Origin of the sequence: Streptomyces corynorhini, assembly GCF_003346515.1 — a bacterium.
GTDB classification, from domain to species: domain Bacteria; phylum Actinomycetota; class Actinomycetes; order Streptomycetales; family Streptomycetaceae; genus Streptomyces; species Streptomyces corynorhini.
Map to the genome: position 1 here is coordinate 1 of NZ_QQNA01000178.1, position 20,801 is coordinate 20,801.

Here is a 20,801-nt window from a genome sequence, read left to right on the forward strand (position 1 = left end):
CGCCGACACCGCCCCGCGACGCCGACACCGTCGCGGGGCGGTGGCTCCCTGAGCCTGGTGGCTTCGGTCCCGGCAGCCACCGCTTCCCGAGCCCGGCCCCGGCCCCGAGCCCGGGGTCAGGCCCCGGGGTCGGGGCCGGGGGAGTGGTGGGGTCCGGCCGGGGTCGGGCGGCTGCCCGGCTGCCTTCCGCCGTCGTTGGCCATGAGCCATTTCGACAGGTCCCGTGTGGCCGCGTCGATCTCGTCATGTGCGTAGTGGTCGGGGTCCCATCCGGCGTACAGGGAGATGATCAGCGGGCGGTCCTGGCTTGTCAGGGCGCGGGCGCGCAGGTCGAACTGCGGGTGGTCGACGACGACGCAGACGCCGTGGCCCGCGGCGGCCAGGGCCTGGGCCATGGACGCGGACTGCGGCTCGAAGGCGGGCCGCAGCGGTGTGCCCTGCTCGTACAGGGCGGTGTCGAGCGCGCGCCGCACGGCGCTGGCCCGGCTGCTGACGATCACCGGATGGTCGAGCAGGCTCGCCAGGTCCAGGTCGCCGCCCCCCTGTTCCAGCGGGTGCCCGGCAGGCACCTGGGCGCTGATCCGGCGGGCGCCGAGCCGCCGCGTGGCCATGCCGCCCGGCGGCGGGCCGGTCGAGATGCCGATGTCGACATCGCCGGCCCGCAACCGCTCGTACACCTGGTCCGGCTCACAGCTCCGGGCGTCGGTGAAGGGGCCGCCCATCTCGGCGACGAACGGCGCCACGAGGTGCGTGATGGTGGAGTTGGGGCAGGCCACGCGGAACTGCAACGGGCTGCGCCCGGCGACAGCCTGCAGCAGTTCCGTGCCCCGCGCGGCGCGCAGCGTCAGATCCCTGGCGACGGGGACGAAGCGGCGCCCGGCCGCCGTGAGCCGCACCCCCGAGCTGGTCCGTCGGAGCAGCTCCGCGCCCAGCTCGCGTTCGAGGGAGCGCAGTTGCCGGGAGATCGAGGGCTGCGCCACGTGCACGCGTACGGCGGCGGCCGTCATCGAGCCCGTGTCGACCACCGCCAGGAAGTAGCGCAGTACCCGCAGTTCCATCGTGCCTCCGTCGTATCGCCGCGGTCCGCGCCGTACGGCTCGCCCCCCACGCGCGTCGCCATGCCTCTGAAGTATGGCTGTGCAGCTCAGAAGGTACTGGACCGTATGGCCTGTGAGCTACGAAACTGAGGCGGACCGGACAACACCGTTCGAACGGGCACCCGCAGCGTCGCGGTCAGCGCAGGCGTTTCGCCGCCTCGCCACCACGCACAGGTCGAATCCGCCGGCACCGCCGCTACCCCCGGAGTCAGCCATGCCCCGAGCCACATCCACCGCTGGCCGCAAAGCCAGACGTGCCACCACCGCGTCCTTCATCGGGACCGCGGTCGAGTGGTACGACTTCTACATCTACGGCACCGCCACCGCTCTGGTGTTCGGCAAGCTGTTCTTCCCCACGGCCAGCCCCACCGCCGGCACCCTCGCGGCCTTTGCCACCTTCTGGGTCGGCTTCCTGGCCCGCCCGGTGGGCGGACTGATCTTCGGCCACATCGGCGACCGGGTCGGACGCAAGAACGTCCTCGTCACCACCCTCGTCCTGATGGGGACCGCCACCACCCTCATCGGCCTGCTCCCCACCTACGCCACCATCGGCGTCGCCGCGCCCGTCCTGCTCGTCGTGCTCCGCGCCGTCCAGGGCATCGCGGTCGGCGGCGAATGGGGCGGCGCCGTACTCATGGCCACCGAGAACACCGACGAGAAGCGGCGGGGGCTGGCCGGCATGTGGGTCCAGCAGGGCTCGCCCGCCGGGGCCGTGCTGGCCTCCCTGGTCTTCATCGCCGTGGGCCACCTGCCCGACGATGCCTTCCTGTCCTGGGGCTGGCGCGTTCCGTTCCTGCTCTCCGCCGTGCTGGTGGTCATCGGGCTGGTCATCCGGCTGAAGGTCTCCGAGTCCACCGAGTTCGAGGCGGCCAGGAAGCAGCAGGACGCCGCCCCGAAGATCCCCGTGGTCGAGTTGCTGCGCACCTCCTGGTCGCTGGTCCTGCTCGGCGTGGGCGCCAGCGCGATGGGCATCTCGTCCGCCTACTTCACCAACACCTTCGTGCTCTCCTGGGCCACGAGCGACCTGGGGGTGCACCGGCAGACCATGCTCGACATCCTGCTCGTCCTCGCCGTCATGCAGTTCCTGTGGCAGCCGGTCGCCGCGCTGCTGGCCCAGCGCGTGGGGACGGTCCGGCTGATGGCGGGCGCGCTGATCGCCAACATCGTCGTGGCGGTGCCGATGTTCCTGCTGATCGCCACCCGCGACAGCACGCTGATCGGCGTGGGCCTCGCGCTGGGCGTGTTCACCGGATGCAGCTACTACGCGCTGCTGGCGGGGTTCCTCTCCGAGGCGTTCCCCGTCAGGGTCCGCTACACGGGTGTCTCCCTCGCCTACCAGCTGTGCAGCACCCTCATCGGCGGCTCCACGCCGCTGGTCGCCCAGTGGCTGCTCACCAGGGGCGGCGGCCACTGGCCCGTCGTCGGCTACTACATCCTGCTCCTGCTGCTGACCACCGTCAGCGTGCTGGCCCTGGCCCGGCGCCGCTCCCCCTCCGGCGACACCGAGGGGGCCGGTACCGGCCCCCGGGAGCCGGAGAGTCTGCCCACCGTCGCTTGAGCCGGCCACCCGCACGTACCCCCCGAGGAAACCCCATGCACCTGGACGCACTGTTCACCAACGGCCGCTTCACCACGCTCGACGCGGAGCGGCCCGCCGCCCACACCCTCGGGGTCTTCGGGGGGCGCGTCGTCGGCCTCGACGAGGAGGTCGCCGGGTGCACCGCCGACCTCGTCCACGACCTGGGCGGTGCCCCGGTGGTGCCCGGCTTCAACGACGCCCACCAGCACCTGAGCATGCGCGGCCGCCGCCTCCTCCAGCTCGACCTGCACGCCCGGACCGCCCCCACCCTCCGGGCCCTCTACGCGGCGGTGCGCGAGCGGGCGGCCCGGCTCGGGCCCGACGAATGGATCTTCGGCGCGGGCTACGACCAGAACAAGATCGGCGCCCATCCCACGGCCGAGGCCCTGGACGAGGCGGCACAGGGACGTCCCGTGTGGCTGGAGCATGTCTCCTGCCACATGGGCGTGGCCAACACCGCGGCCTTCGCCCGAGCCGGGTTCACCGGCCGCTGCGGCGTGCCCGACCTCGACGGCGGCCATGTCGAGCGCGACGCCGACGGCAGGGCGGTGGGCCTGCTCCAGGAGACCGCCCAGCATCTGGTCACCCGGGCCTTCCGGCCCTCTCCCGCGGACTCGATCGTCGCGGCCATCGCGGCGGGCAACGACCAGGGAGTGTCGGAAGGCATCACCAGCCTCACCGAGCCGGGGATCGCCGCCGCGGAACACGTCGGACACGGCCCGGCCGACCTGCACGCCTTCCACCGCGCCGTGCGGGAGGGCGTGCTGAGCATCCGCACCACGGTCATGCCGTACATGACCGTCCTGCACGACATGGGGGCGGTCGGCGACGGCGCCACCTGGTTCGGGCTCGACCTGGGACTGCGCAGCGGCTTCGGCGACGACCGGCTGAAGATCGGAGCCACTAAGATCGCCACGGACGGCTCCCTGATCGGCCGCTCGGCGCATATGTGCTGCGGCTACCACGACGAGCCCGACAATGTCGGCTTCCTCCAGTTCGACGAGGACTGGCTGCGCCACACGATCGGCGAGGCGCACCGGTGCGGCTGGCAGATCGCCGCCCATGCCATCGGCGACGCAGCCATCGACATCGTCCTGGACGCCTTCGAAGCCGCGCAGGCCGCTCATCCGCGGTGGGACGCGCGCCACCGCATCGAGCACTTCGCGGTCGCCTCCGACCAGCAGGTCCGTCGGCTGGTGGCCAACGGGGTCGTCCCCGTGCCGCAGGGACGCTTCGTCTCCGAGATCGGCGACGGGATGATCACCGCGCTGGGGCCCCAGCGCGCCGAGCACTGCTACCGCATGCGCAGCCTCCTGGAGGCCGGAGCCGTCCTCCCCGGCAGCAGTGACGCCCCGGTGGCGCACGGCAGCCCGCTGCTCGGCATCCACGACATGATCAACCGCCGCACCGCCGCGGGCGCCCCGCTGGCGCCGGCCGAGGCGGTCACCCCCGAACAGGCGCTGTACGCCTACACCGTGGGCTCCGCCTACGCCGAGCACGCCGAGGACCGCAAGGGCCGCCTCTCCCGGGGCATGCTGGCGGACTTCGCCGTCCTCTCGGACGACCTGCTCTCCGTCGACCCGGGGAGGATCGACACCCTGACCGTCGGCGCCACGGTGATCGGCGGCCGGGTCGTGCACGACGCCGGAGCCCTCGGCTGACCCGGGGTTTCCCCCGGCCGGCCGCGGAGGCGCCACGTGCGGCCGCGCCGAAGATTCGCCGATCCTGTCGTGGGGTACGCTTCTGGACCCTGATTGGCCAGGGCCGAGGCGCCTGTGGCACACTGTTCAGGTTGCTCGGTTGAGTGCCAATGCTGCGCGCCTCCCGCCGGGAGGACCGGAAGCGAGTCCCACAGTACTCGTCGCCCCAACTGCCTTACGGGCAGCGCTGAGGCGGACGTACGGGAATCTTCCGGGAAGTGTCAGTGGGGTACCGACCAGGCTCCCGGTGGCTGAACGCGTTCGTCGTTTGCGACGTGGCTCGTCCCCGGCTCGCGGACTTGGGCCGCACCCCTGGCAGGGAGAATCCTTCGGGAAATTTTCGCGGCAGGGATGCGACACGCCCGACCGCGTGGGTCGGAGAAGAGCCCGGAACTACCGGGTCCCAGAGCGTTACGAGAGACAGGACTACGAAGTAGCCATGGCGGGACAGAAGATCCGCATCCGGCTCAAGGCCTACGACCACGAGGTCATCGACTCCTCGGCGAAGAAGATCGTCGAGACGGTGACGCGTACTGGTGCGTCGGTCGCGGGCCCGGTGCCGCTGCCCACTGAGAAGAACGTGTACTGCGTCATCAAGTCGCCGCACAAGTACAAGGACTCGCGCGAGCACTTCGAGATGCGCACGCACAAGCGCCTGATCGACATCCTCGACCCGACGCCCAAGACCGTTGACTCGCTGATGCGCCTGGACCTTCCGGCCGGCGTTGACATCGAGATCAAGCTCTGAGAGGCGCGGAAGAGATGACTAAGCCGATCAAGGGTGTCCTGGGCGAGAAGCTCGGCATGACCCAGGTCTGGGACGAGAACAACCGTGTCGTCCCGGTGACCGTGGTGAAGGCCGGGCCCTGTGTCGTTACCCAGGTCCGTACGAATGACAGCGACGGCTACGAGTCGGTCCAGATCGCCTTCGGCGAGATCGACCCTCGCAAGGTGAACAAGCCCCTCAAGGGTCACTTCGCCAAGGCCGACGTGACCCCGCGCCGCCACCTGGTGGAGCTGCGCACCTCCGACGCGAGCGAGTACACGCTCGGCCAGGAGATCACCGCTGCCGCGTTCGAGTCCGGCGTCAAGGTAGACGTCACGGGCAAGAGCAAGGGCAAGGGCTTCGCCGGTGTCATGAAGCGTCACAACTTCAAGGGACTCGGCGCCGGTCACGGCACCCAGCGCAAGCACCGCTCTCCCGGTTCCATCGGTGGCTGTGCCACTCCGGGCCGTGTGTTCAAGGGCCTCCGCATGGCGGGCCGTATGGGCAACGAGCGGGTCACCACCCAGAACCTGACCGTTCACGCCGTTGACGCGGAGAAGGGCCTGCTCCTGATCAAGGGCGCGGTCCCTGGTCCGAACGGCGGCCTCGTCCTGGTCCGTACCGCGGCCAAGGGGGCCTGAGGTAACTGATGAGCACCGTTGACATCCTTTCGCCGGCAGGCGACAAGGCCGGGACCGTCGAACTCCCCTCGGAGATCTTCGACGCCAAGGTCAGCATTCCGCTGATCCACCAGGTCGTTGTCGCCCAGCTGGCCGCTGCCCGACAGGGCACGCACAAGACCAAGACCCGCGGCGAAGTCCGTGGCGGTGGCAAGAAGCCGTACCGCCAGAAGGGCACCGGCCGCGCCCGTCAGGGCTCGACCCGCGCCCCGCAGTTCGCCGGTGGTGGCGTCGTCCACGGCCCGCAGCCGCGTGACTACTCGCAGCGGACCCCCAAGAAGATGAAGGCCGCCGCCCTGCGCGGAGCCCTCACCGACCGGGCCCGTCACTCTCGTATCCACGTCGTCTCCGGCCTGGTCGAGGACGCGGTGTCCACGAAGGCCGCCAAGACCCTGCTGGGCAAGATCAGCGAGCGCAAGAACGTGCTCCTGGTCGTCGAGCGGGCCGACGAGGCCGCGTGGCTGTCCGCCCGCAACCTGCCCCAGGTGCACATCCTGGCGCCGGGCCAGCTGAACACGTACGACGTGATCGTCTCCGACGACGTGGTCTTCACCAAGGCCGCTTTCGAGTCCTTCGTGTCTGGCCCCAACAAGGCCGATGACAACGAGGGGAGCGAAGCCTGATGGCCGCCGAGATCACCAGCAAGACCTTCACGGACCCGCGCGACATTCTTGTCAAGCCCGTGGTCTCCGAGAAGAGCTACGCGCTGCTCGACGAGAACAAGTACACGTTCATCGTGGCGCCCCACGCCAACAAGACCCAGATCAAGCAGGCCGTGGAAGCGGTCTTCTCGGTCAAGGTCTCCGGGGTCAACACGATCAACCGCCAGGGCAAGCGCAAGCGCACCCGCACCGGTTTCGGCAAGCGCGCCAACACCAAGCGCGCCATCGTGACCCTTGCCGAGGGCGACCGTATCGACATCTTCGGCGGCCCGACCTCCTGACGGAGGTCGAGACGTCCAGGATCCGGATTATTTCCGAGGACTGAGAGACAATGGGTATCCGCAAGTACAAGCCGACGACCCCGGGCCGTCGTGGCTCCAGCGTCGCCGACTTTGTCGAGATCACGCGGTCCACGCCGGAGAAGTCGCTGGTCCGCCCGCTGCACAGCAAGGGCGGCCGTAACAACGCCGGTCGTGTGACCGTTCGCCACCAGGGTGGTGGACACAAGCGCGCCTACCGCGTGATCGACTTCCGTCGTCACGACAAGGACGGCGTGCCGGCCAAGGTCGCGCACATCGAGTACGACCCCAACCGCACCGCCCGCATCGCGCTGCTGCACTACGCAGACGGTGAGAAGCGCTACATCATCGCCCCGGCCAAGCTGAACCAGGGCGACCGGGTCGAGAACGGCCCCGGCGCCGACATCAAGCCGGGCAACAACCTGCCGCTGCGCAACATCCCGGTGGGTACGACGATCCACGCCATCGAGATGCGTCCCGGTGGCGGAGCGAAGATCTCCCGTTCCGCGGGTGCTTCGGTCCAGCTGCTCGCGAAGGAGGGCTCCATGGCCACCCTTCGTATGCCGTCCGGCGAGGTCCGGATGGTCGACGTCCGCTGCCGCGCCACGATCGGCGAGGTCGGCAACGCCGAGCAGTCGAACATCAACTGGGGCAAGGCCGGCCGTATGCGCTGGAAGGGCGTTCGCCCGACCGTCCGCGGTGTCGCGATGAACCCGGTCGACCACCCGCACGGTGGTGGTGAGGGCAAGACCTCCGGTGGTCGCCACCCGGTCAGCCCGTGGGGTCAGAAGGAGGGTCGTACTCGCTCGCCGAAGAAGGCAAGCAGCAAGTACATCGTCCGCCGCCGCAAGACGAACAAGAAGCGCTAGGAGCGGGTTTAGATGCCGCGCAGTCTCAAGAAGGGGCCCTTCGTCGACGGACACCTCATCAAGAAGGTGGATGTCCAGAACGAAGCAGGCACCAAGAACGTCATCAAGACCTGGTCCCGTCGCTCGATGATCGTCCCGGCCATGCTCGGCCACACGATCGCGGTGCACAACGGCAAGATCCACGTCCCGGTGTTCGTCACCGAGTCGATGGTCGGCCACAAGCTCGGCGAGTTCTCGCCGACTCGCACCTTCCGCGGCCACGTCAAGGACGACCGGAAGTCGAAGCGCCGCTAGCGCGGGGTGACTGACTATGACTTACACCGAAGGGACAACCATGGAAGCCAGGGCCCAGGCGCGGTACATCCGCGTCACGCCCATGAAGGCCCGCCGCGTGGTGGACCTCATCCGTGGCATGGATGCCACGGAGGCTCAGGCGGTCCTGCGCTTCGCCCCGCAGGCCGCGAGCGTGACGGTAGGCAAGGTGCTCGACAGCGCCATCGCCAATGCCGCTCACAACTACGACCACACCGACGCCTCTTCGCTGGTCATCAGCGAGGCGTACGTGGACGAGGGTCCGACCCTGAAGCGGTTCCGGCCGCGCGCCCAGGGCCGGGCCTACCGGATCCGTAAGCGGACCAGCCACATCACCGTGGTCGTCAGCAGCAAGGAAGGAACCCGGTAATGGGCCAGAAGGTTAACCCGCATGGGTTCCGGCTCGGTATCACCACGGACTTCAAGTCCCGCTGGTATGCCGACAAGCTGTACAAGGACTACGTCAAGGAAGACGTTGCCATTCGTCGCATGATGACGAAGGGCATGGAGCGGGCCGGCATCTCGAAGGTCGAGATCGAGCGCACCCGCGACCGAGTCCGCGTGGACATCCACACCGCGCGTCCGGGCATCGTCATCGGCCGCCGCGGCGCCGAGGCCGACCGTATCCGCGGCGAGCTGGAGAAGCTGACCGGCAAGCAGGTTCAGCTCAACATCCTTGAGGTCAAGAACCCCGAGGTCGACGCTCAGCTGGTGGCCCAGGCCGTCGCCGAGCAGCTGTCCTCGCGTGTCTCCTTCCGTCGCGCCATGCGCAAGAGCATGCAGTCGACGATGAAGGCCGGCGCCAAGGGCATCAAGATCCAGTGCGGTGGCCGTCTCGGCGGCGCCGAGATGTCCCGCTCGGAGTTCTACCGCGAGGGCCGCGTGCCCCTGCACACGCTCCGCGCGAACGTGGACTACGGCTTCTTCGAGGCCAAGACGACCTTCGGCCGCATCGGTGTGAAGGTCTGGATCTACAAGGGCGACGTCAAGAACATCGCCGAGGTACGCGCCGAGAACGCCGCGGCCCGCGCCGGCAACCGCCCGGCCCGTGGTGGCGGCAACGACCGCCCCGCCGGCCGCGGTGGCCGCGGTGGCGAGCGTGGCGGCCGTGGCCGTAAGCCGCAGCAGAGCGGCGGAGCCGAGGCCCCCAAGGCCGAGGCCACCGCGGCTCCGGCGGCTGACACGGCGGCGCCTTCTACCGGTGGAACGGAGGTCTGACCGAAATGCTGATCCCCCGTAGGGTCAAGCACCGCAAGCAGCACCACCCGAAGCGCAGCGGTATGTCCAAGGGTGGCACGCAGGTTGCGTTCGGTGAGTACGGCATCCAGGCGCTGAGCCCGGCGTACGTGACGAACCGTCAGATCGAGGCCGCTCGTATCGCGATGACCCGTCACATCAAGCGTGGCGGCAAGGTCTGGATCAACATCTACCCGGACCGTCCGCTCACCAAGAAGCCTGCCGAGACCCGCATGGGTTCCGGTAAGGGCTCCCCCGAGTGGTGGATCGCGAACGTCAAGCCCGGTCGGGTGATGTTCGAGCTGTCCTACCCGAACGAGAAGATTGCGCGTGAGGCGCTTACCCGCGCTGCTCACAAGCTTCCGATGAAGTGCCGGATCGTTCGGCGCGAGGCAGGTGAGTCGTGATGGCGGCCGTTACCAAGGCGTCCGAACTGCGCGAGCTGGGCAGCGAGGAGCTTGTCGCCAAGCTCCGCGAGGCCAAGGAAGAGCTGTTCAACCTCCGCTTCCAGGCGGCGACCGGTCAGCTCGAAAACCACGGGCGGCTGAAGCTCGTCCGTAAGGACATCGCGCGGATCTACACCCTGATGCGTGAGCGCGAGCTGGGCATCGAGACGGTGGAGAGCGCCTGATGACTGAGAACAACGTGACCGAGAACAAGGCCGCGCGCGGAGACCGCAAGACCCGTGAGGGTCTCGTCGTCAGCGACAAGATGGACAAGACCGTCGTCGTCGCCGTCGAGGACCGCGTCAAGCACGCGCTGTACGGCAAGGTCATCCGCCGTACGAACAAGCTCAAGGCGCACGACGAGCAGAACGCCGCCGGCATCGGCGACCGCGTCCTCCTGATGGAGACCCGGCCGCAGTCCGCCACGAAGCGGTGGCGCATCGTCGAGATCCTCGAGAAGGCCAAGTAAGACCCTCCGAGGGGGTTTCCTCTCGGAACAGTTCCGCCAGGCTCCGGGGGCCATTCAGCTGAATGGCCCCCGGGGAACCGGCAGACGATCAGGAGATAGACGTGATCCAGCAGGAGTCGCGACTGCGCGTCGCCGACAACACGGGTGCGAAGGAAATTCTCACCATCCGTGTTCTCGGTGGCTCGGGTCGCCGCTACGCGGGCATCGGCGACGTCATCGTCGCCACCGTCAAGGACGCGATCCCCGGTGGCAACGTGAAGAAGGGTGACGTCGTCAAGGCCGTCATCGTTCGCACCGTCAAGGAGCGCCGCCGTCCGGACGGCTCGTACATCCGCTTCGACGAGAACGCCGCCGTCATTCTGAAGAACGACGGCGACCCTCGCGGCACCCGTATCTTCGGCCCGGTCGGCCGTGAGCTGCGCGAGAAGAAGTTCATGAAGATCATCTCGCTCGCGCCGGAGGTGCTGTAAGCATGAAGATCAAGAAGGGCGACCTGGTCCAGGTCATCACCGGTAAGGACAAGGGCAAGCAGGGCAAGGTCATCGTCGCCTACCCCGCCCAGGACCGTGTCCTCGTCGAGGGTGTCAACCGGGTCAAGAAGCACACCAAGGCCGGTCAGACGGCTCGCGGTTCGCAGACCGGCGGCATTGTGACCACCGAGGCCCCCGTCCACGTCAGCAATGTTCAGCTGGTCGTGGAGAAGGACGGCAAGAAGGTCGTCACTCGCGTCGGCTACCGCTTTGACGACGAGGGCAACAAGATCCGCGTTGCCAAGCGGACCGGTGAGGACATCTGATGACTGCGACCACTACCGCGCCGCGTCTGAAGCTGCGCTACCGCGAGGAGATCGCGGGCAAGCTGCGTGAGGAGTTCTCCTACGAGAACGTCATGCAGATCCCCGGTCTCGTCAAGATCGTGGTCAACATGGGTGTGGGCGACGCCGCCCGCGACTCCAAGCTGATCGAGGGCGCCATCCGCGACCTCACCACGATCACCGGCCAGAAGCCGTCCGTCACCAAGGCCCGGAAGTCCATCGCGCAGTTCAAGCTGCGCGAGGGGCAGCCGATCGGCTGCCACGTCACCCTGCGCGGTGACCGCATGTGGGAGTTCCTGGACCGTACGCTGTCGCTCGCGCTGCCGCGTATCCGTGACTTCCGCGGTCTGTCGCCGAAGCAGTTCGACGGCCGTGGCAACTACACCTTCGGTCTCACGGAGCAGGTCATGTTCCACGAGATCGACCAGGACAAGATCGACCGGGTCCGGGGCATGGACATCACCGTGGTCACCACGGCGACCAACGACGACGAGGGTCGTGCCCTCCTTCGTCACCTCGGCTTCCCGTTCAAGGAGAACTGACCGTGGCGAAGAAGGCTCTGATCGCTAAGGCCGCCCGTAAGCCGAAGTTCGGCGTGCGCGGGTACACCCGTTGCCAGCGCTGCGGCCGGCCCCACTCCGTCTACCGCAAGTTCGGCCTGTGCCGTGTGTGCCTTCGCGAGATGGCCCACCGCGGCGAGCTGCCGGGCGTGACCAAGAGTTCCTGGTAGTCCAGATTCCAATCCGTCGGCCGAAGGCCGCCCTTGAGGGGTGGCGGTCGGGCGACGGGTGGGCGGACTGCTCGAAACTCTCGGTAAGCAATTGGTTGGCGGGAGCCCTCCTCCACATGCCGTAGGCTTGTGGGGTTGGGCGCCCGCCGTCCATAACGACTTACTACGCCGTAGGTCCCCGCACCGCACCCGTCCCGACTCTGATTCGGGGAGAGGGATGGCGCATACAGGAAACCCCGGCGAGAGAGGCCGAAGGCCAATTCATGACCATGACTGATCCCATCGCAGACATGCTCACGCGTCTGCGCAACGCGAACTCGGCATACCACGACGACGTCGTGATGCCGCACAGCAAGATCAAGTCGCACATCGCGGAGATCCTCCAGCAGGAGGGCTTCATCACCGGCTGGAAGGTCGAGGACGCCGAAGTCGGCAAGAACCTCGTCCTGGAGCTGAAGTTCGGCCCGAACCGCGAGCGTTCGATCGCCGGCATCAAGCGCATCTCCAAGCCGGGTCTGCGCGTGTACGCGAAGTCCACCAATCTGCCGAAGGTCCTGGGCGGCCTGGGCGTGGCGATCATCTCCACGTCCCACGGTCTCCTGACCGGCCAGCAGGCCAGCAAGAAGGGCGTAGGTGGGGAAGTCCTCGCCTACGTCTGGTAGTCGGGAACGGAGGAAAAGCTCATGTCGCGAATCGGCAAGCTCCCCATCCAGGTTCCCGCCGGTGTGGACGTCACCATCGATGGCCGCACGGTCGCGGTGAAGGGCCCGAAGGGTTCCCTCTCGCACACCGTCGCCGCGCCGATCGAGGTCACCAAGGGCGAGGACGGCACCCTCTCGGTGCTGCGCCCCAACGACGAGCGTCAGAACAAGGCCCTCCACGGCCTGTCCCGCACGCTGGTGGCGAACATGATCACCGGCGTGACCACGGGATACATCAAGGCGCTCGAAATCAGCGGGGTCGGCTACCGCGTCCAGGCGAAGGGCTCCAACCTGGAGTTCGCCCTGGGCTACAGCCACCCGATTCTCATCGAGGCCCCCGAAGGCATCACCTTCAAGGTCGAGACGCCCACGAAGTTCTCCGTCGAGGGCATCGACAAGCAGAAGGTCGGCGAGGTCGCCGCTAAGATCCGCAAGCTGCGGAAGCCCGACCCGTACAAGGCCAAGGGCGTCAAGTACGCCGGCGAGGTCATCCGCCGCAAGGTCGGAAAGGCGGGTAAGTAAGCCATGGCATACGGTGTAAAGATTGCCAAGGGTGACGCGTACAAGCGCGCCGCCATCAAGCGTCGCCACATCCGCGTCCGTAAGCACGTCTCCGGTACGCCGGAGCGTCCTCGTCTGGTCGTGACGCGCTCCAACCGCAACATCGTCGCGCAGGTCATCGACGACATCGCGGGCCACACGCTCGCGTCGGCGTCGACCCTGGACACGTCGATCCGCGGCGGCGAGGGCGACAAGAGCGCCCAGGCGAAGCTGGTCGGATCCCTGGTCGCCGAGCGCGCCAAGGCCGCCGGTGTCGAGGCCGTCGTGTTCGACCGCGGTGGTAACCAGTACGCAGGGCGCATTGCCGCTCTGGCTGACGCCGCCCGCGAAGCCGGGCTGAAGTTCTAAGCCCCGGTTCCTACGCAAAGCGGACGTAACAGAGAGAGGTAAATCCAATGGCTGGACCCCAGCGCCGCGGAAGCGGTGCCGGTGGCGGCGAGCGGCGGGACCGGAAGGGTCGCGACGGTGGCGCTGCCGCCGAGAAGACCGCTTACGTTGAGCGCGTTGTCGCGATCAACCGTGTCGCCAAGGTTGTGAAGGGTGGTCGTCGCTTCAGCTTCACCGCGCTGGTCGTGGTGGGCGATGGTGACGGCACCGTCGGCGTCGGTTACGGGAAGGCGAAGGAGGTTCCGGCCGCCATCGCCAAGGGTGTTGAGGAGGCCAAGAAGAACTTCTTCAAGGTCCCCCGTATCCAGGGCACCATTCCTCACCCGATCCAGGGCGAGAAGGCCGCGGGCGTCGTCCTGCTCAAGCCTGCTTCCCCCGGTACCGGTGTGATCGCCGGTGGCCCGGTGCGCGCCGTGCTCGAATGCGCGGGCGTGCACGACATCCTGTCGAAGTCGCTCGGCTCCGACAACGCGATCAACATCGTGCACGCGACCGTGGCGGCCCTCCAGGGCCTGCAGCGTCCCGAGGAGATCGCGGCCCGCCGCGGTCTGCCCCTTGAGGACGTCGCCCCCGCGGCTCTGCTCCGTGCGCGTGCGGGAGCGGGTGCGTAATGGCCCGTCTCAAGATCACGCAGACGAAGTCGTACATCGGCAGCAAGCAGAACCACCGCGACACCCTTCGTTCGCTCGGGCTGAAGCGCCTGCACGACGTGGTTGTCAAGGAGGACCGTCCCGAGTTCCGCGGCATGGCCAACACCGTGCGGCACCTCGTCACGGTCGAGGAGGTTGACTGACATGGCGGAGAACAGCCCGCTGAAGGCTCATGACCTCCGTCCTGCCCCGGGCGCCAAGACCGCCAAGACCCGTGTGGGTCGTGGTGAGGCGTCCAAGGGTAAGACCGCAGGTCGTGGTACCAAGGGTACGAAGGCCCGTTACCAGGTTCCGGCACGCTTCGAGGGTGGGCAGATGCCCCTCCACATGCGTCTGCCGAAGCTGAAGGGCTTCAAGAACCCCTTCCGCACCGAGTACCAGGTCGTGAACCTGGACAAGCTCTCCGCTCTCTACCCCGAGGGCGGCGAGGTCACGGTGGCCGACCTGGTCACCAAGGGTGCGGTACGCAAGAACAGCCTCGTCAAGGTCCTGGGCCAGGGCGAGATCTCCGTAGCGCTCCAGGTTTCGGTTGACGCCGTCTCCGGGTCCGCCAAGGAGAAGATTGCCGCCGCCGGCGGCACCGTCACCGAGCTCGTCTGAGACAACTCGATGGCCTGAACATCCGACCGGGGATGCCTCCCAAAAGGGGCATCCCCGGTTGGTCGTTCCAAGGGGGGCACTGTCGCCGGTAAGGTGGCGTGCGTTGTTGCTGTATTGAAGCCGGGGGACCGCCCCCGGACCCCCGCCACGCGGAGTGTCCCCAGGGGCCTTCCGTGTGGTAACGCTCGTTCCTTATCCGTCGATCCTCAATACCGTCACCTCTGACGCAGTAGCGCGGGGGTCGCAGGAGGCACCGTGCTCACCGCGTTCGCCCGGGCGTTCAAGACGCCCGACCTGCGCAAGAAGCTGCTCTTCACGCTCGGCATCATCGTGCTGTACCGGCTCGGGGCGCACATCCCCGTACCCGGCGTCAGCTACGCGAATGTCCAGGAGTGTGTCGACGCGGCCCAGAAGGGCAATAACAGCCTGTTCGGCTTGGTGAACATGTTCAGCGGCGGGGCACTGCTGCAGATCACGATCTTCGCACTCGGCATCATGCCGTACATCACCGCGAGCATCATCCTGCAGCTGCTGACCGTGGTCATCCCCCGGCTGGAGGCCCTCAAGAAAGAGGGTCAGTCCGGTACGGCCAAGATCACGCAGTACACCCGTTATCTGACGGTCGCCCTCGCCGTTCTCCAGGGAACAGGGCTGGTCGCCACCGCCCGCAGCGGCGCGCTCTTCAGCGGCTGCCCGGTCGCCTCGGAGATCGTGCCCGACAAGTCGATCTTCGTCACCGCCACCATGGTGATCACCATGACCGCGGGCACCGCGGCCGTCATGTGGCTCGGTGAACTCGTCACCGACCGCGGCATCGGCAACGGTATGTCCATCCTGATGTTCATCTCCATCGCCGCCGGCTTCCCCGGCGCGCTGTGGGCCATCAAGGAGAGCGGCACGCTCGCCCAGGGCTGGATCGAGTTCAGCACCGTCATCCTCATCGGCTTCGTGATGGTGGCCCTGGTCGTCTTCGTCGAGCAGGCGCAGCGCCGGATCCCCGTGCAGTACGCGAAGCGGATGATCGGCCGCAGGTCCTACGGGGGTACGTCCACGTACATCCCGCTCAAGGTGAACCAGGCGGGTGTGATCCCCGTCATCTTCGCGTCGTCGCTGCTCTACATCCCGGCCCTGGTCGCCCAGTTCTCCAGCGGCGACGCCGCCTGGAAGACCTGGATCGAGGCGCACTTCGTCAAGGGTGACCACCCGTACTACATCGCGACGTACTTCCTGCTGATCGTTTTCTTCGCCTTCTTCTACGTCGCCATCTCCTTCAACCCCGAAGAAGTCGCTGACAACATGAAGAAGTATGGTGGCTTCATCCCGGGTATCCGGGCAGGTCGCCCCACGGCCGAGTACCTGAGCTACGTGCTCAACAGGATCACTTGGCCGGGCTCGCTGTATCTGGGCCTGATTGCTCTTGTTCCGACGATGGCGTTGGCGGGCTTCGGCGGTGCGAACCAGAACTTCCCGTTCGGCGGGACAAGCATCCTGATCATCGTGGGTGTGGGTCTGGAGACCGTGAAGCAGATCGAGAGCCAGCTTCAGCAGCGCAATTACGAAGGGTTCCTCCGCTGATGCGAATCGTCCTCGTCGGACCGCCCGGTGCCGGCAAGGGAACGCAGGCCGCGTACCTTGCCAAGAACCTGTCGATTCCGCACATCTCGACGGGCGACCTTTTCCGGGCCAACATCAGCCAGGGCACGGACCTCGGCAAACAGGCGAAGGCGTACATGGACGCCGGGAACCTGGTGCCCGACGAGGTGACCAACGCGATGGCGCAGGACCGCATGGAGAAGCCGGACGCCGAGAACGGCTTCCTGCTGGACGGCTTTCCGCGCAATGTCTCGCAGGCCGGTGTGCTCGACGAACTGCTGACGGCAGGCGGTCTGAAGCTGGACGCGGTGCTCGACCTGGAGGTTCCCGAGGACGAGGTCGTGAAGCGGATCGCCGGTCGGCGCATCTGCCGCAACGACAGCGCGCACGTCTTCCACGTCACGTACAGCCCGCCGAAGAAGGAAGGCGTCTGTGACGTCTGCGGCGGCGAGCTGTACCAGCGGGACGACGACTCCGAGGAGACGGTGCGCACCCGTCTGGAGGTCTACCACACCCAGACCGAGCCGATCATCGACCACTACCGGGCCCAGGGCCTCGTGGTGACGATCTCCGCGCTCGGCAAGGTCACCGAGGTGACCGAGCGCGCGATGGAGGCGCTCGGCCGGGCGTAGGCGGCCCGCGCCGACCCGCGCGGGCGGCGGAAGAAGAGTGCGTAAGGCCGTGGTGCCCCTCCGGGTGCCACGGCCTTACTGTTGAACATGATGTTCAGTAGTGACCGATCATTGGAAGGCATAGCCATGGTGGAGATCAAGACTCCCGAGCAGATCGCGAAGATGCGCGAGGCGGGACTGGTCGTCGCCGCCGTGCACGCGGCGACCGGTGCCGCGGCGGTACCCGGCGCCACCACGAACGATCTCGACCAGGTCGCCCGCAAGGTACTGGCCGAGCACGGCGCCAAGCCGAACTTCCTCGGGTACGGCGGGTTCCCCGCGACGATCTGCACCTCGGTCAACGAGGTTGTCGTCCATGGCATCCCCGACGGGAAGACCGTCCTCAAGGACGGCGACATCATCTCCGTCGACGCCGGTGCGATCGTCGACGGCTGGCACGGCGACGCCGCCTTCACCGCGTTCGTCGGCACCGGTCACGCCCCGGAGCTGGTCGAGCTGTCCCGGGTCACCGAGGAGTCGATGTGGGCCGGTATCGCGGCCATGCGCACCGGCAACCGGCTGGTGGACGTGAGCCGCGCCATCGAGACGTACATCCGCCGCCAGCCGCGCCCCGGGGGCGGCAAGTACGGGATCATCGAGGAGTACGGCGGCCACGGCATCGGTACGGCCATGCACATGGACCCGCACCTGCTGAACTACGTCACCCGCAAGCGCGGCAAGGGCCCGAAGCTGGTCCCCGGCTTCTGCCTCGCCATCGAGCCGATGGTCTCGCTCGGCACCCCGCGCACGGAGGTGCTGGAGGACGAGTGGACGGTGGTCACCACGGACGGCACCTGGTCCTCGCACTGGGAGCACTCGGTGGCGCTGACCGAGGAGGGCCCCCTGGTCCTCACCGCCCCGGACGGCGGCCGGGCGAAGCTGGCGGAGCTGGGGATCACGGCGGCGCCCGACCCGCTGGCGTAGGGCAGGGGGCGCTGTCCGCCGGTCGGAGGCCGGCGCGGGCCCGCGAAGCTTGTGAGGCGCCTCGGCGCCGAGCCCGCGAGTGGGGCGTTGTGAGGGTGCGGCCCCGCTGGCGTAGGGCAGGGGGCGCTGTCCGCCGGTCGGAGGCCGGCGCGGGCCCGCGAAGCTTGTGAGGCGCCTCGGCGCCGAGCCCGCGAGTGGGGCGTTGTGAGGGTGTGGCCCCGCTGGCGTTGGGCAGGGGGCGCTGTCCGCCGGTCGGAGGCCGGCGCGGGCCCCTCTGCTTAAAGATCTCCCGCTCTGGGCAAACTGAACGGATTAGTCTTTTCGAGAGGGCTCCCGTAGACTGACGCGTCGGCTCTGGTGTATCCGTGTGTCCTCATGCGGCTGCCAGAATCGATCAAGGTAGCCGATTCGAAGGGCGAAGCGTGGCCAAGAAGCAAGGTGCCATCGAGATCGAGGGCACCGTGATCGAGTCCCTCCCGAACGCCATGTTCAAGGTGGAGCTGCAGAACGGTCACAAGGTCCTCGCGCACATCAGCGGAAAGATGCGGATGCACTACATCCGGATCCTTCCCGATGACCGGGTTGTGGTGGAGCTGTCTCCGTACGACCTGACGCGTGGCCGGATCGTCTACCGATACAAGTAGATCTTGCTGGCGCCCCTCAGACGGGTGTCCGCACTGACCCGGAGAACCTCAATCCCATGAAGGTCAAGCCGAGCGTCAAGAAGATCTGCGACAAGTGCAAGGTGATCCGCCGTCACGGCCGGGTCATGGTCATCTGCGACAACCTGCGCCACAAGCAGCGCCAGGGCTGACGCACGACCACCTGCCTCTCGCAGTACTTCGCGCGACGCGAGCAACTCGTCATCAAGCAGTGTCCGGCTCCCGGCGACGGGACCGACACCTCCGGCGGAGGCCGGGGACCCGGACCGTATCCGTACGGCGGCCGGGACAGACGCTGCGGAATACCTCCGAATCAACAGGAGCCATGAATGGCACGCCTCGCAGGCGTTGACCTCCCGCGCGAAAAGCGCGTCGAGGTCGCCCTCACCTACGTCTTCGGTATCGGGCGCACCCGGTCCAAGGAGACCCTCGCCGCCGTCGGCGTCGACCCGAACGTCCGCGTCCGCGACCTCGCCGAGGAAGACCTCGTCAAGATCCGCGAGTACGTGGACGGCAACCTCAAGACCGAGGGTGACCTCCGTCGCGAGATCGCCGCCGACATCCGCCGCAAGGTCGAGATCGGCTGCTACCAGGGTCTGCGTCACCGCCGTGGCCTGCCGGTGCACGGTCAGCGCACCAGCACGAACGCTCGTACCCGCAAGGGCCCGCGTCGCGCCATCGCCGGCAAGAAGAAGCCGGGCAAGAAGTAGTCCTCAGCCGGACGCTCATCAGCGGTCTTCGCTGTAGGACCGACCACCTCCCTGTAGGAGAAACAGATGCCCCCCAAGGGTCGTCAGGGCGCTGCCAAGAAGGTGCGCCGCAAGGAAAAGAAGAACGTCGCTCACGGGCACGCCCACATCAAGAGCACGTTCAACAACACGATCGTCTCGATCACCGACCCCTCGGGCAACGTGATCTCCTGGGCCTCCGCCGGCCACGTCGGCTTCAAGGGCTCGCGCAAGTCCACCCCCTTCGCCGCGCAGATGGCCGCCGAGTCGGCCGCCCGCCGCGCGCAGGAGCACGGCATGCGCAAGGTCGACGTCTTCGTCAAGGGTCCCGGCTCCGGCCGTGAGACCGCGATCCGCTCGCTCCAGGCCACCGGCCTGGAGGTGGGCTCGATCCAGGACGTCACCCCCACCCCGCACAACGGCTGCCGCCCGCCGAAGCGCCGCCGCGTCTGACCCTCCGGGGTCGGCCGCCTTGGCGTTTCGACCCTCCGGGGTCCGTCGGCCCTCCGGGGTCGGCGACGCGTAGTTTTTCGGGGTGCGGGCGGTACGGCTCATTCGGGCCGTGCCGCCCGTACTCTTGCACGTAGGGCATCAAATAGTGGGTGCCCATGACTGAAGGATCTCGCCATGCTTATCGCTCAGCGCCCTTCGCTGACCGAAGAGGTTGTCGACGAATACCGCTCGCGGTTCGTCATCGAGCCGCTGGAGCCGGGCTTCGGCTACACGCTCGGCAACTCCCTGCGCCGCACCCTCCTCTCCTCGATCCCCGGTGCCGCTGTCACCAGCATCCGGATCGACGGAGTCCTGCACGAGTTCACCACCGTGCCGGGCGTCAAGGAGGATGTGACCGACCTCATCCTCAACATCAAGCAGCTGGTCGTCTCCTCGGAGCACGACGAGCCCGTCGTGATGTACCTGCGCAAGCAGGGCCCCGGCCTGGTCACCGCCGCCGACATCGCCCCGCCGGCCGGTGTCGAGGTCCACAACCCGGACCTCGTCCTGGCGACGCTGAACGGCAAGGGCAAGCTGGAGATGGAGCTGACCGTCGAGCGCGGTCGCGGCTACGTCTCCGCCGTCCAGAACAAGCAGGTGGGCCAGGAGATCGGGCGCATCCCGGTCGACTCCATCTATTCCCCGGTGCTCAAGGTCACGTACAAGGTCGAGGCGACCCGTGTCGAGCAGCGCACCGACTTCGACAAGCTGATCGTCGACGTCGAGACCAAGCAGGCCATGCGGCCGCGCGACGCCATGGCGTCCGCCGGTAAGACGCTGGTCGAGCTGTTCGGCCTCGCCCGCGAGCTGAACATCGACGCCGAGGGCATCGACATGGGCCCCTCGCCCACGGACGCCGCGCTCGCCGCCGATCTCGCGCTGCCGATCGAGGAGCTGGAGCTGACCGTACGGTCGTACAACTGCCTCAAGCGCGAGGGCATCCACTCCGTGGGTGAGCTGGTGGCCCGGTCCGAGGCGGACCTGCTCGACATCCGCAACTTCGGCGCCAAGTCGATCGACGAGGTCAAGGCGAAGCTGGCCGGCATGGGCCTGGCCCTCAAGGACAGCCCGCCCGGATTCGACCCGACCGCCGCCGCCGACGCCTTCGGCGCCGACGACGACGCGGACGCGGGTTTCGTGGAGACCGAGCAGTACTGAGCCCCGCGCAGCGGC

Annotated in this window: 32 protein-coding genes; 31 read left to right on the forward strand and 1 reads right to left on the reverse strand. The window is 67.7% G+C overall.

The genetic code is table 11. From position 1 onward, the window contains the following. Nucleotides 1-116 precede the first annotated feature (116 nt). On the reverse strand, nt 117-1,058 hold the full coding sequence (locus DVH02_RS21695; RefSeq protein ID WP_114625498.1) for a LysR family transcriptional regulator: 942 nt from the start codon (nt 1,056-1,058) through the stop codon (nt 117-119). Nucleotides 1,059-1,311: 253 nt separating this feature from the next. On the opposite strand from DVH02_RS21695, the gene DVH02_RS21700 reads away from it, so the two are divergent. The 31 genes from DVH02_RS21700 (at nt 1,312) to DVH02_RS21855 (ending at nt 20,786) form a co-directional block, all read left to right on the forward strand. Next, entirely contained in the window at nt 1,312-2,655 is a 1,344-nt protein-coding gene (locus tag DVH02_RS21700) for an MFS transporter (protein ID WP_114625499.1), read from the forward strand. A 35-nt stretch (nt 2,656-2,690) separates the two neighbouring features. Continuing rightward, nucleotides 2,691-4,337 carry an amidohydrolase gene (locus DVH02_RS21705; protein ID WP_114625500.1) on the forward strand — a complete coding sequence of 549 codons (1,647 nt, stop codon included), beginning with the start codon at nt 2,691-2,693 and terminating at the stop codon, nt 4,335-4,337. 478 nt (nt 4,338-4,815) lie between these two features. Continuing rightward, nucleotides 4,816-5,124, forward strand: a complete 309-nt coding sequence (gene rpsJ, locus DVH02_RS21710; RefSeq protein WP_003948644.1) for a 30S ribosomal protein S10 — start codon at nt 4,816-4,818, stop codon at nt 5,122-5,124. A gap of 14 nt (nt 5,125-5,138) precedes the next feature. After that, the gene (gene rplC / locus DVH02_RS21715) at nt 5,139-5,783 is read left to right on the forward strand and encodes a 50S ribosomal protein L3 (protein ID WP_114625501.1); all 645 of its coding nucleotides are present in this window, start codon (nt 5,139-5,141) and stop codon (nt 5,781-5,783) included. Nucleotides 5,784-5,791: 8 nt separating this feature from the next. Next, nucleotides 5,792-6,445 carry a 50S ribosomal protein L4 gene (rplD, locus tag DVH02_RS21720; RefSeq protein WP_114625502.1) on the forward strand — a complete coding sequence of 218 codons (654 nt, stop codon included), beginning with the start codon at nt 5,792-5,794 and terminating at the stop codon, nt 6,443-6,445. Further along, nucleotides 6,445-6,765 (forward strand): 50S ribosomal protein L23, encoded by a 321-nt coding sequence (gene rplW / locus DVH02_RS21725; RefSeq protein ID WP_388828079.1) that lies wholly within the window; start codon nt 6,445-6,447, stop codon nt 6,763-6,765. Before rplD ends, rplW begins: the two co-directional genes overlap by 1 nt. Before the next feature lie 50 nt (nt 6,766-6,815). Next, nucleotides 6,816-7,652, forward strand: a complete 837-nt coding sequence (gene rplB / locus DVH02_RS21730; protein WP_114625504.1) for a 50S ribosomal protein L2 — start codon at nt 6,816-6,818, stop codon at nt 7,650-7,652. A 12-nt stretch (nt 7,653-7,664) separates the two neighbouring features. Next, nucleotides 7,665-7,946: a 30S ribosomal protein S19 gene (gene rpsS, locus DVH02_RS21735; RefSeq protein ID WP_003966956.1), complete on the forward strand. Its 282-nt coding sequence runs from the start codon at nt 7,665-7,667 to the stop codon at nt 7,944-7,946. 40 nt (nt 7,947-7,986) lie between these two features. Next, the gene (rplV, locus tag DVH02_RS21740; RefSeq protein WP_114625505.1) at nt 7,987-8,334 is read left to right on the forward strand and encodes a 50S ribosomal protein L22; all 348 of its coding nucleotides are present in this window, start codon (nt 7,987-7,989) and stop codon (nt 8,332-8,334) included. Beyond that, nucleotides 8,334-9,182: a 30S ribosomal protein S3 gene (rpsC, locus tag DVH02_RS21745; protein WP_114625506.1), complete on the forward strand. Its 849-nt coding sequence runs from the start codon at nt 8,334-8,336 to the stop codon at nt 9,180-9,182. The genes rplV and rpsC overlap by 1 nt, the downstream gene beginning before the upstream one ends. 5 nt (nt 9,183-9,187) lie before the next feature. After that, nucleotides 9,188-9,607: a 50S ribosomal protein L16 gene (gene rplP / locus DVH02_RS21750; protein ID WP_014154587.1), complete on the forward strand. Its 420-nt coding sequence runs from the start codon at nt 9,188-9,190 to the stop codon at nt 9,605-9,607. Continuing rightward, complete coding sequence (gene rpmC, locus DVH02_RS21755; protein WP_114625507.1) at nt 9,607-9,831, forward strand: 50S ribosomal protein L29; 225 nt, start codon at nt 9,607-9,609, stop codon at nt 9,829-9,831. The genes rplP and rpmC overlap by 1 nt, the downstream gene beginning before the upstream one ends. Continuing rightward, complete coding sequence (rpsQ, locus tag DVH02_RS21760) at nt 9,831-10,115, forward strand: 30S ribosomal protein S17 (protein WP_114625508.1); 285 nt, start codon at nt 9,831-9,833, stop codon at nt 10,113-10,115. Before rpmC ends, rpsQ begins: the two co-directional genes overlap by 1 nt. Nucleotides 10,116-10,216: 101 nt before the next feature. Further along, complete coding sequence (rplN, locus tag DVH02_RS21765; protein ID WP_003974257.1) at nt 10,217-10,585, forward strand: 50S ribosomal protein L14; 369 nt, start codon at nt 10,217-10,219, stop codon at nt 10,583-10,585. A 2-nt stretch (nt 10,586-10,587) separates the two neighbouring features. Beyond that, nucleotides 10,588-10,911 carry a 50S ribosomal protein L24 gene (gene rplX, locus DVH02_RS21770; protein WP_111337423.1) on the forward strand — a complete coding sequence of 108 codons (324 nt, stop codon included), beginning with the start codon at nt 10,588-10,590 and terminating at the stop codon, nt 10,909-10,911. Continuing rightward, nucleotides 10,911-11,471, forward strand: coding sequence for a 50S ribosomal protein L5 (rplE, locus tag DVH02_RS21775; protein ID WP_114625509.1), 561 nt, complete (start codon nt 10,911-10,913; stop codon nt 11,469-11,471). The genes rplX and rplE overlap by 1 nt, the downstream gene beginning before the upstream one ends. 2 nt (nt 11,472-11,473) lie before the next feature. Further along, the gene (locus DVH02_RS21780; protein WP_003948630.1) at nt 11,474-11,659 is read left to right on the forward strand and encodes a type Z 30S ribosomal protein S14; all 186 of its coding nucleotides are present in this window, start codon (nt 11,474-11,476) and stop codon (nt 11,657-11,659) included. A gap of 263 nt (nt 11,660-11,922) precedes the next feature. Further along, nucleotides 11,923-12,321, forward strand: coding sequence for a 30S ribosomal protein S8 (gene rpsH / locus DVH02_RS21790; protein WP_030351444.1), 399 nt, complete (start codon nt 11,923-11,925; stop codon nt 12,319-12,321). Nucleotides 12,322-12,342: 21 nt separating this feature from the next. Continuing rightward, nucleotides 12,343-12,882, forward strand: a complete 540-nt coding sequence (gene rplF / locus DVH02_RS21795) for a 50S ribosomal protein L6 (RefSeq protein ID WP_114625510.1) — start codon at nt 12,343-12,345, stop codon at nt 12,880-12,882. A gap of 3 nt (nt 12,883-12,885) precedes the next feature. Next, nucleotides 12,886-13,269, forward strand: coding sequence for a 50S ribosomal protein L18 (rplR, locus tag DVH02_RS21800; protein ID WP_114625511.1), 384 nt, complete (start codon nt 12,886-12,888; stop codon nt 13,267-13,269). 47 nt (nt 13,270-13,316) lie between these two features. Beyond that, entirely contained in the window at nt 13,317-13,919 is a 603-nt protein-coding gene (rpsE, locus tag DVH02_RS21805) for a 30S ribosomal protein S5 (RefSeq protein WP_114625512.1), read from the forward strand. Next, nucleotides 13,919-14,101, forward strand: a complete 183-nt coding sequence (rpmD, locus tag DVH02_RS21810; protein WP_024491595.1) for a 50S ribosomal protein L30 — start codon at nt 13,919-13,921, stop codon at nt 14,099-14,101. Before rpsE ends, rpmD begins: the two co-directional genes overlap by 1 nt. 1 nt (nt 14,102) lies before the next feature. Next, nucleotides 14,103-14,558 carry a 50S ribosomal protein L15 gene (rplO, locus tag DVH02_RS21815; protein WP_114625513.1) on the forward strand — a complete coding sequence of 152 codons (456 nt, stop codon included), beginning with the start codon at nt 14,103-14,105 and terminating at the stop codon, nt 14,556-14,558. A 255-nt stretch (nt 14,559-14,813) separates the two neighbouring features. Further along, entirely contained in the window at nt 14,814-16,133 is a 1,320-nt protein-coding gene (gene secY / locus DVH02_RS21820) for a preprotein translocase subunit SecY (RefSeq protein WP_114625514.1), read from the forward strand. Beyond that, nucleotides 16,133-16,783 carry an adenylate kinase gene (locus DVH02_RS21825; RefSeq protein ID WP_114625515.1) on the forward strand — a complete coding sequence of 217 codons (651 nt, stop codon included), beginning with the start codon at nt 16,133-16,135 and terminating at the stop codon, nt 16,781-16,783. Before secY ends, DVH02_RS21825 begins: the two co-directional genes overlap by 1 nt. A gap of 126 nt (nt 16,784-16,909) precedes the next feature. Further along, complete coding sequence (gene map / locus DVH02_RS21830; protein WP_114625516.1) at nt 16,910-17,746, forward strand: type I methionyl aminopeptidase; 837 nt, start codon at nt 16,910-16,912, stop codon at nt 17,744-17,746. A 422-nt stretch (nt 17,747-18,168) separates the two neighbouring features. After that, the gene (infA, locus tag DVH02_RS21835) at nt 18,169-18,390 is read left to right on the forward strand and encodes a translation initiation factor IF-1 (RefSeq protein ID WP_003956442.1); all 222 of its coding nucleotides are present in this window, start codon (nt 18,169-18,171) and stop codon (nt 18,388-18,390) included. A gap of 56 nt (nt 18,391-18,446) precedes the next feature. After that, entirely contained in the window at nt 18,447-18,560 is a 114-nt protein-coding gene (gene rpmJ, locus DVH02_RS21840; protein ID WP_003956441.1) for a 50S ribosomal protein L36, read from the forward strand. Between the two features lie 177 nt (nt 18,561-18,737). Continuing rightward, nucleotides 18,738-19,118 (forward strand): 30S ribosomal protein S13, encoded by a 381-nt coding sequence (gene rpsM / locus DVH02_RS21845; RefSeq protein WP_114625517.1) that lies wholly within the window; start codon nt 18,738-18,740, stop codon nt 19,116-19,118. A 66-nt stretch (nt 19,119-19,184) separates the two neighbouring features. Further along, a complete protein-coding gene (rpsK, locus tag DVH02_RS21850; RefSeq protein WP_003956432.1) occupies nt 19,185-19,589 on the forward strand; it encodes a 30S ribosomal protein S11 in 405 nt (134 codons plus the stop codon). Between the two features lie 174 nt (nt 19,590-19,763). Further along, nucleotides 19,764-20,786: a DNA-directed RNA polymerase subunit alpha gene (locus DVH02_RS21855; RefSeq protein WP_003956430.1), complete on the forward strand. Its 1,023-nt coding sequence runs from the start codon at nt 19,764-19,766 to the stop codon at nt 20,784-20,786. The last annotated feature ends 15 nt before the right edge of the window (nt 20,787-20,801 follow it).

Excerpts from the sequence above, each read along its gene's own strand:
- DVH02_RS21695 (WP_114625498.1), bottom strand. The coding sequence starts at position 1,058 with ATGGAACTGCGGGTACTGCGCTACTTCCTGGCGGTGGTCGACACGGGC.
- DVH02_RS21700 (WP_114625499.1), top strand. The coding sequence starts at position 1,312 with ATGCCCCGAGCCACATCCACCGCTGGCCGCAAAGCCAGACGTGCCACC.
- DVH02_RS21705 (WP_114625500.1), top strand. The coding sequence starts at position 2,691 with ATGCACCTGGACGCACTGTTCACCAACGGCCGCTTCACCACGCTCGAC.
- rpsJ (WP_003948644.1), top strand. The coding sequence starts at position 4,816 with ATGGCGGGACAGAAGATCCGCATCCGGCTCAAGGCCTACGACCACGAG.
- rplC (WP_114625501.1), top strand. The coding sequence starts at position 5,139 with ATGACTAAGCCGATCAAGGGTGTCCTGGGCGAGAAGCTCGGCATGACC.
- rplD (WP_114625502.1), top strand. The coding sequence starts at position 5,792 with ATGAGCACCGTTGACATCCTTTCGCCGGCAGGCGACAAGGCCGGGACC.
- rplW (WP_388828079.1), top strand. The coding sequence starts at position 6,445 with ATGGCCGCCGAGATCACCAGCAAGACCTTCACGGACCCGCGCGACATT.
- rplB (WP_114625504.1), top strand. The coding sequence starts at position 6,816 with ATGGGTATCCGCAAGTACAAGCCGACGACCCCGGGCCGTCGTGGCTCC.
- rpsS (WP_003966956.1), top strand. The coding sequence starts at position 7,665 with ATGCCGCGCAGTCTCAAGAAGGGGCCCTTCGTCGACGGACACCTCATC.
- rplV (WP_114625505.1), top strand. The coding sequence starts at position 7,987 with ATGGAAGCCAGGGCCCAGGCGCGGTACATCCGCGTCACGCCCATGAAG.
- rpsC (WP_114625506.1), top strand. The coding sequence starts at position 8,334 with ATGGGCCAGAAGGTTAACCCGCATGGGTTCCGGCTCGGTATCACCACG.
- rplP (WP_014154587.1), top strand. The coding sequence starts at position 9,188 with ATGCTGATCCCCCGTAGGGTCAAGCACCGCAAGCAGCACCACCCGAAG.
- rpmC (WP_114625507.1), top strand. The coding sequence starts at position 9,607 with ATGGCGGCCGTTACCAAGGCGTCCGAACTGCGCGAGCTGGGCAGCGAG.
- rpsQ (WP_114625508.1), top strand. The coding sequence starts at position 9,831 with ATGACTGAGAACAACGTGACCGAGAACAAGGCCGCGCGCGGAGACCGC.
- rplX (WP_111337423.1), top strand. The coding sequence starts at position 10,588 with ATGAAGATCAAGAAGGGCGACCTGGTCCAGGTCATCACCGGTAAGGAC.
- rplE (WP_114625509.1), top strand. The coding sequence starts at position 10,911 with ATGACTGCGACCACTACCGCGCCGCGTCTGAAGCTGCGCTACCGCGAG.
- rpsH (WP_030351444.1), top strand. The coding sequence starts at position 11,923 with ATGACCATGACTGATCCCATCGCAGACATGCTCACGCGTCTGCGCAAC.
- rplF (WP_114625510.1), top strand. The coding sequence starts at position 12,343 with ATGTCGCGAATCGGCAAGCTCCCCATCCAGGTTCCCGCCGGTGTGGAC.
- rplR (WP_114625511.1), top strand. The coding sequence starts at position 12,886 with ATGGCATACGGTGTAAAGATTGCCAAGGGTGACGCGTACAAGCGCGCC.
- rpsE (WP_114625512.1), top strand. The coding sequence starts at position 13,317 with ATGGCTGGACCCCAGCGCCGCGGAAGCGGTGCCGGTGGCGGCGAGCGG.
- rpmD (WP_024491595.1), top strand. The coding sequence starts at position 13,919 with ATGGCCCGTCTCAAGATCACGCAGACGAAGTCGTACATCGGCAGCAAG.
- rplO (WP_114625513.1), top strand. The coding sequence starts at position 14,103 with ATGGCGGAGAACAGCCCGCTGAAGGCTCATGACCTCCGTCCTGCCCCG.
- DVH02_RS21825 (WP_114625515.1), top strand. The coding sequence starts at position 16,133 with ATGCGAATCGTCCTCGTCGGACCGCCCGGTGCCGGCAAGGGAACGCAG.
- map (WP_114625516.1), top strand. The coding sequence starts at position 16,910 with ATGGTGGAGATCAAGACTCCCGAGCAGATCGCGAAGATGCGCGAGGCG.
- rpmJ (WP_003956441.1), top strand. The coding sequence starts at position 18,447 with ATGAAGGTCAAGCCGAGCGTCAAGAAGATCTGCGACAAGTGCAAGGTG.
- rpsM (WP_114625517.1), top strand. The coding sequence starts at position 18,738 with ATGGCACGCCTCGCAGGCGTTGACCTCCCGCGCGAAAAGCGCGTCGAG.
- rpsK (WP_003956432.1), top strand. The coding sequence starts at position 19,185 with ATGCCCCCCAAGGGTCGTCAGGGCGCTGCCAAGAAGGTGCGCCGCAAG.
- DVH02_RS21855 (WP_003956430.1), top strand. The coding sequence starts at position 19,764 with ATGCTTATCGCTCAGCGCCCTTCGCTGACCGAAGAGGTTGTCGACGAA.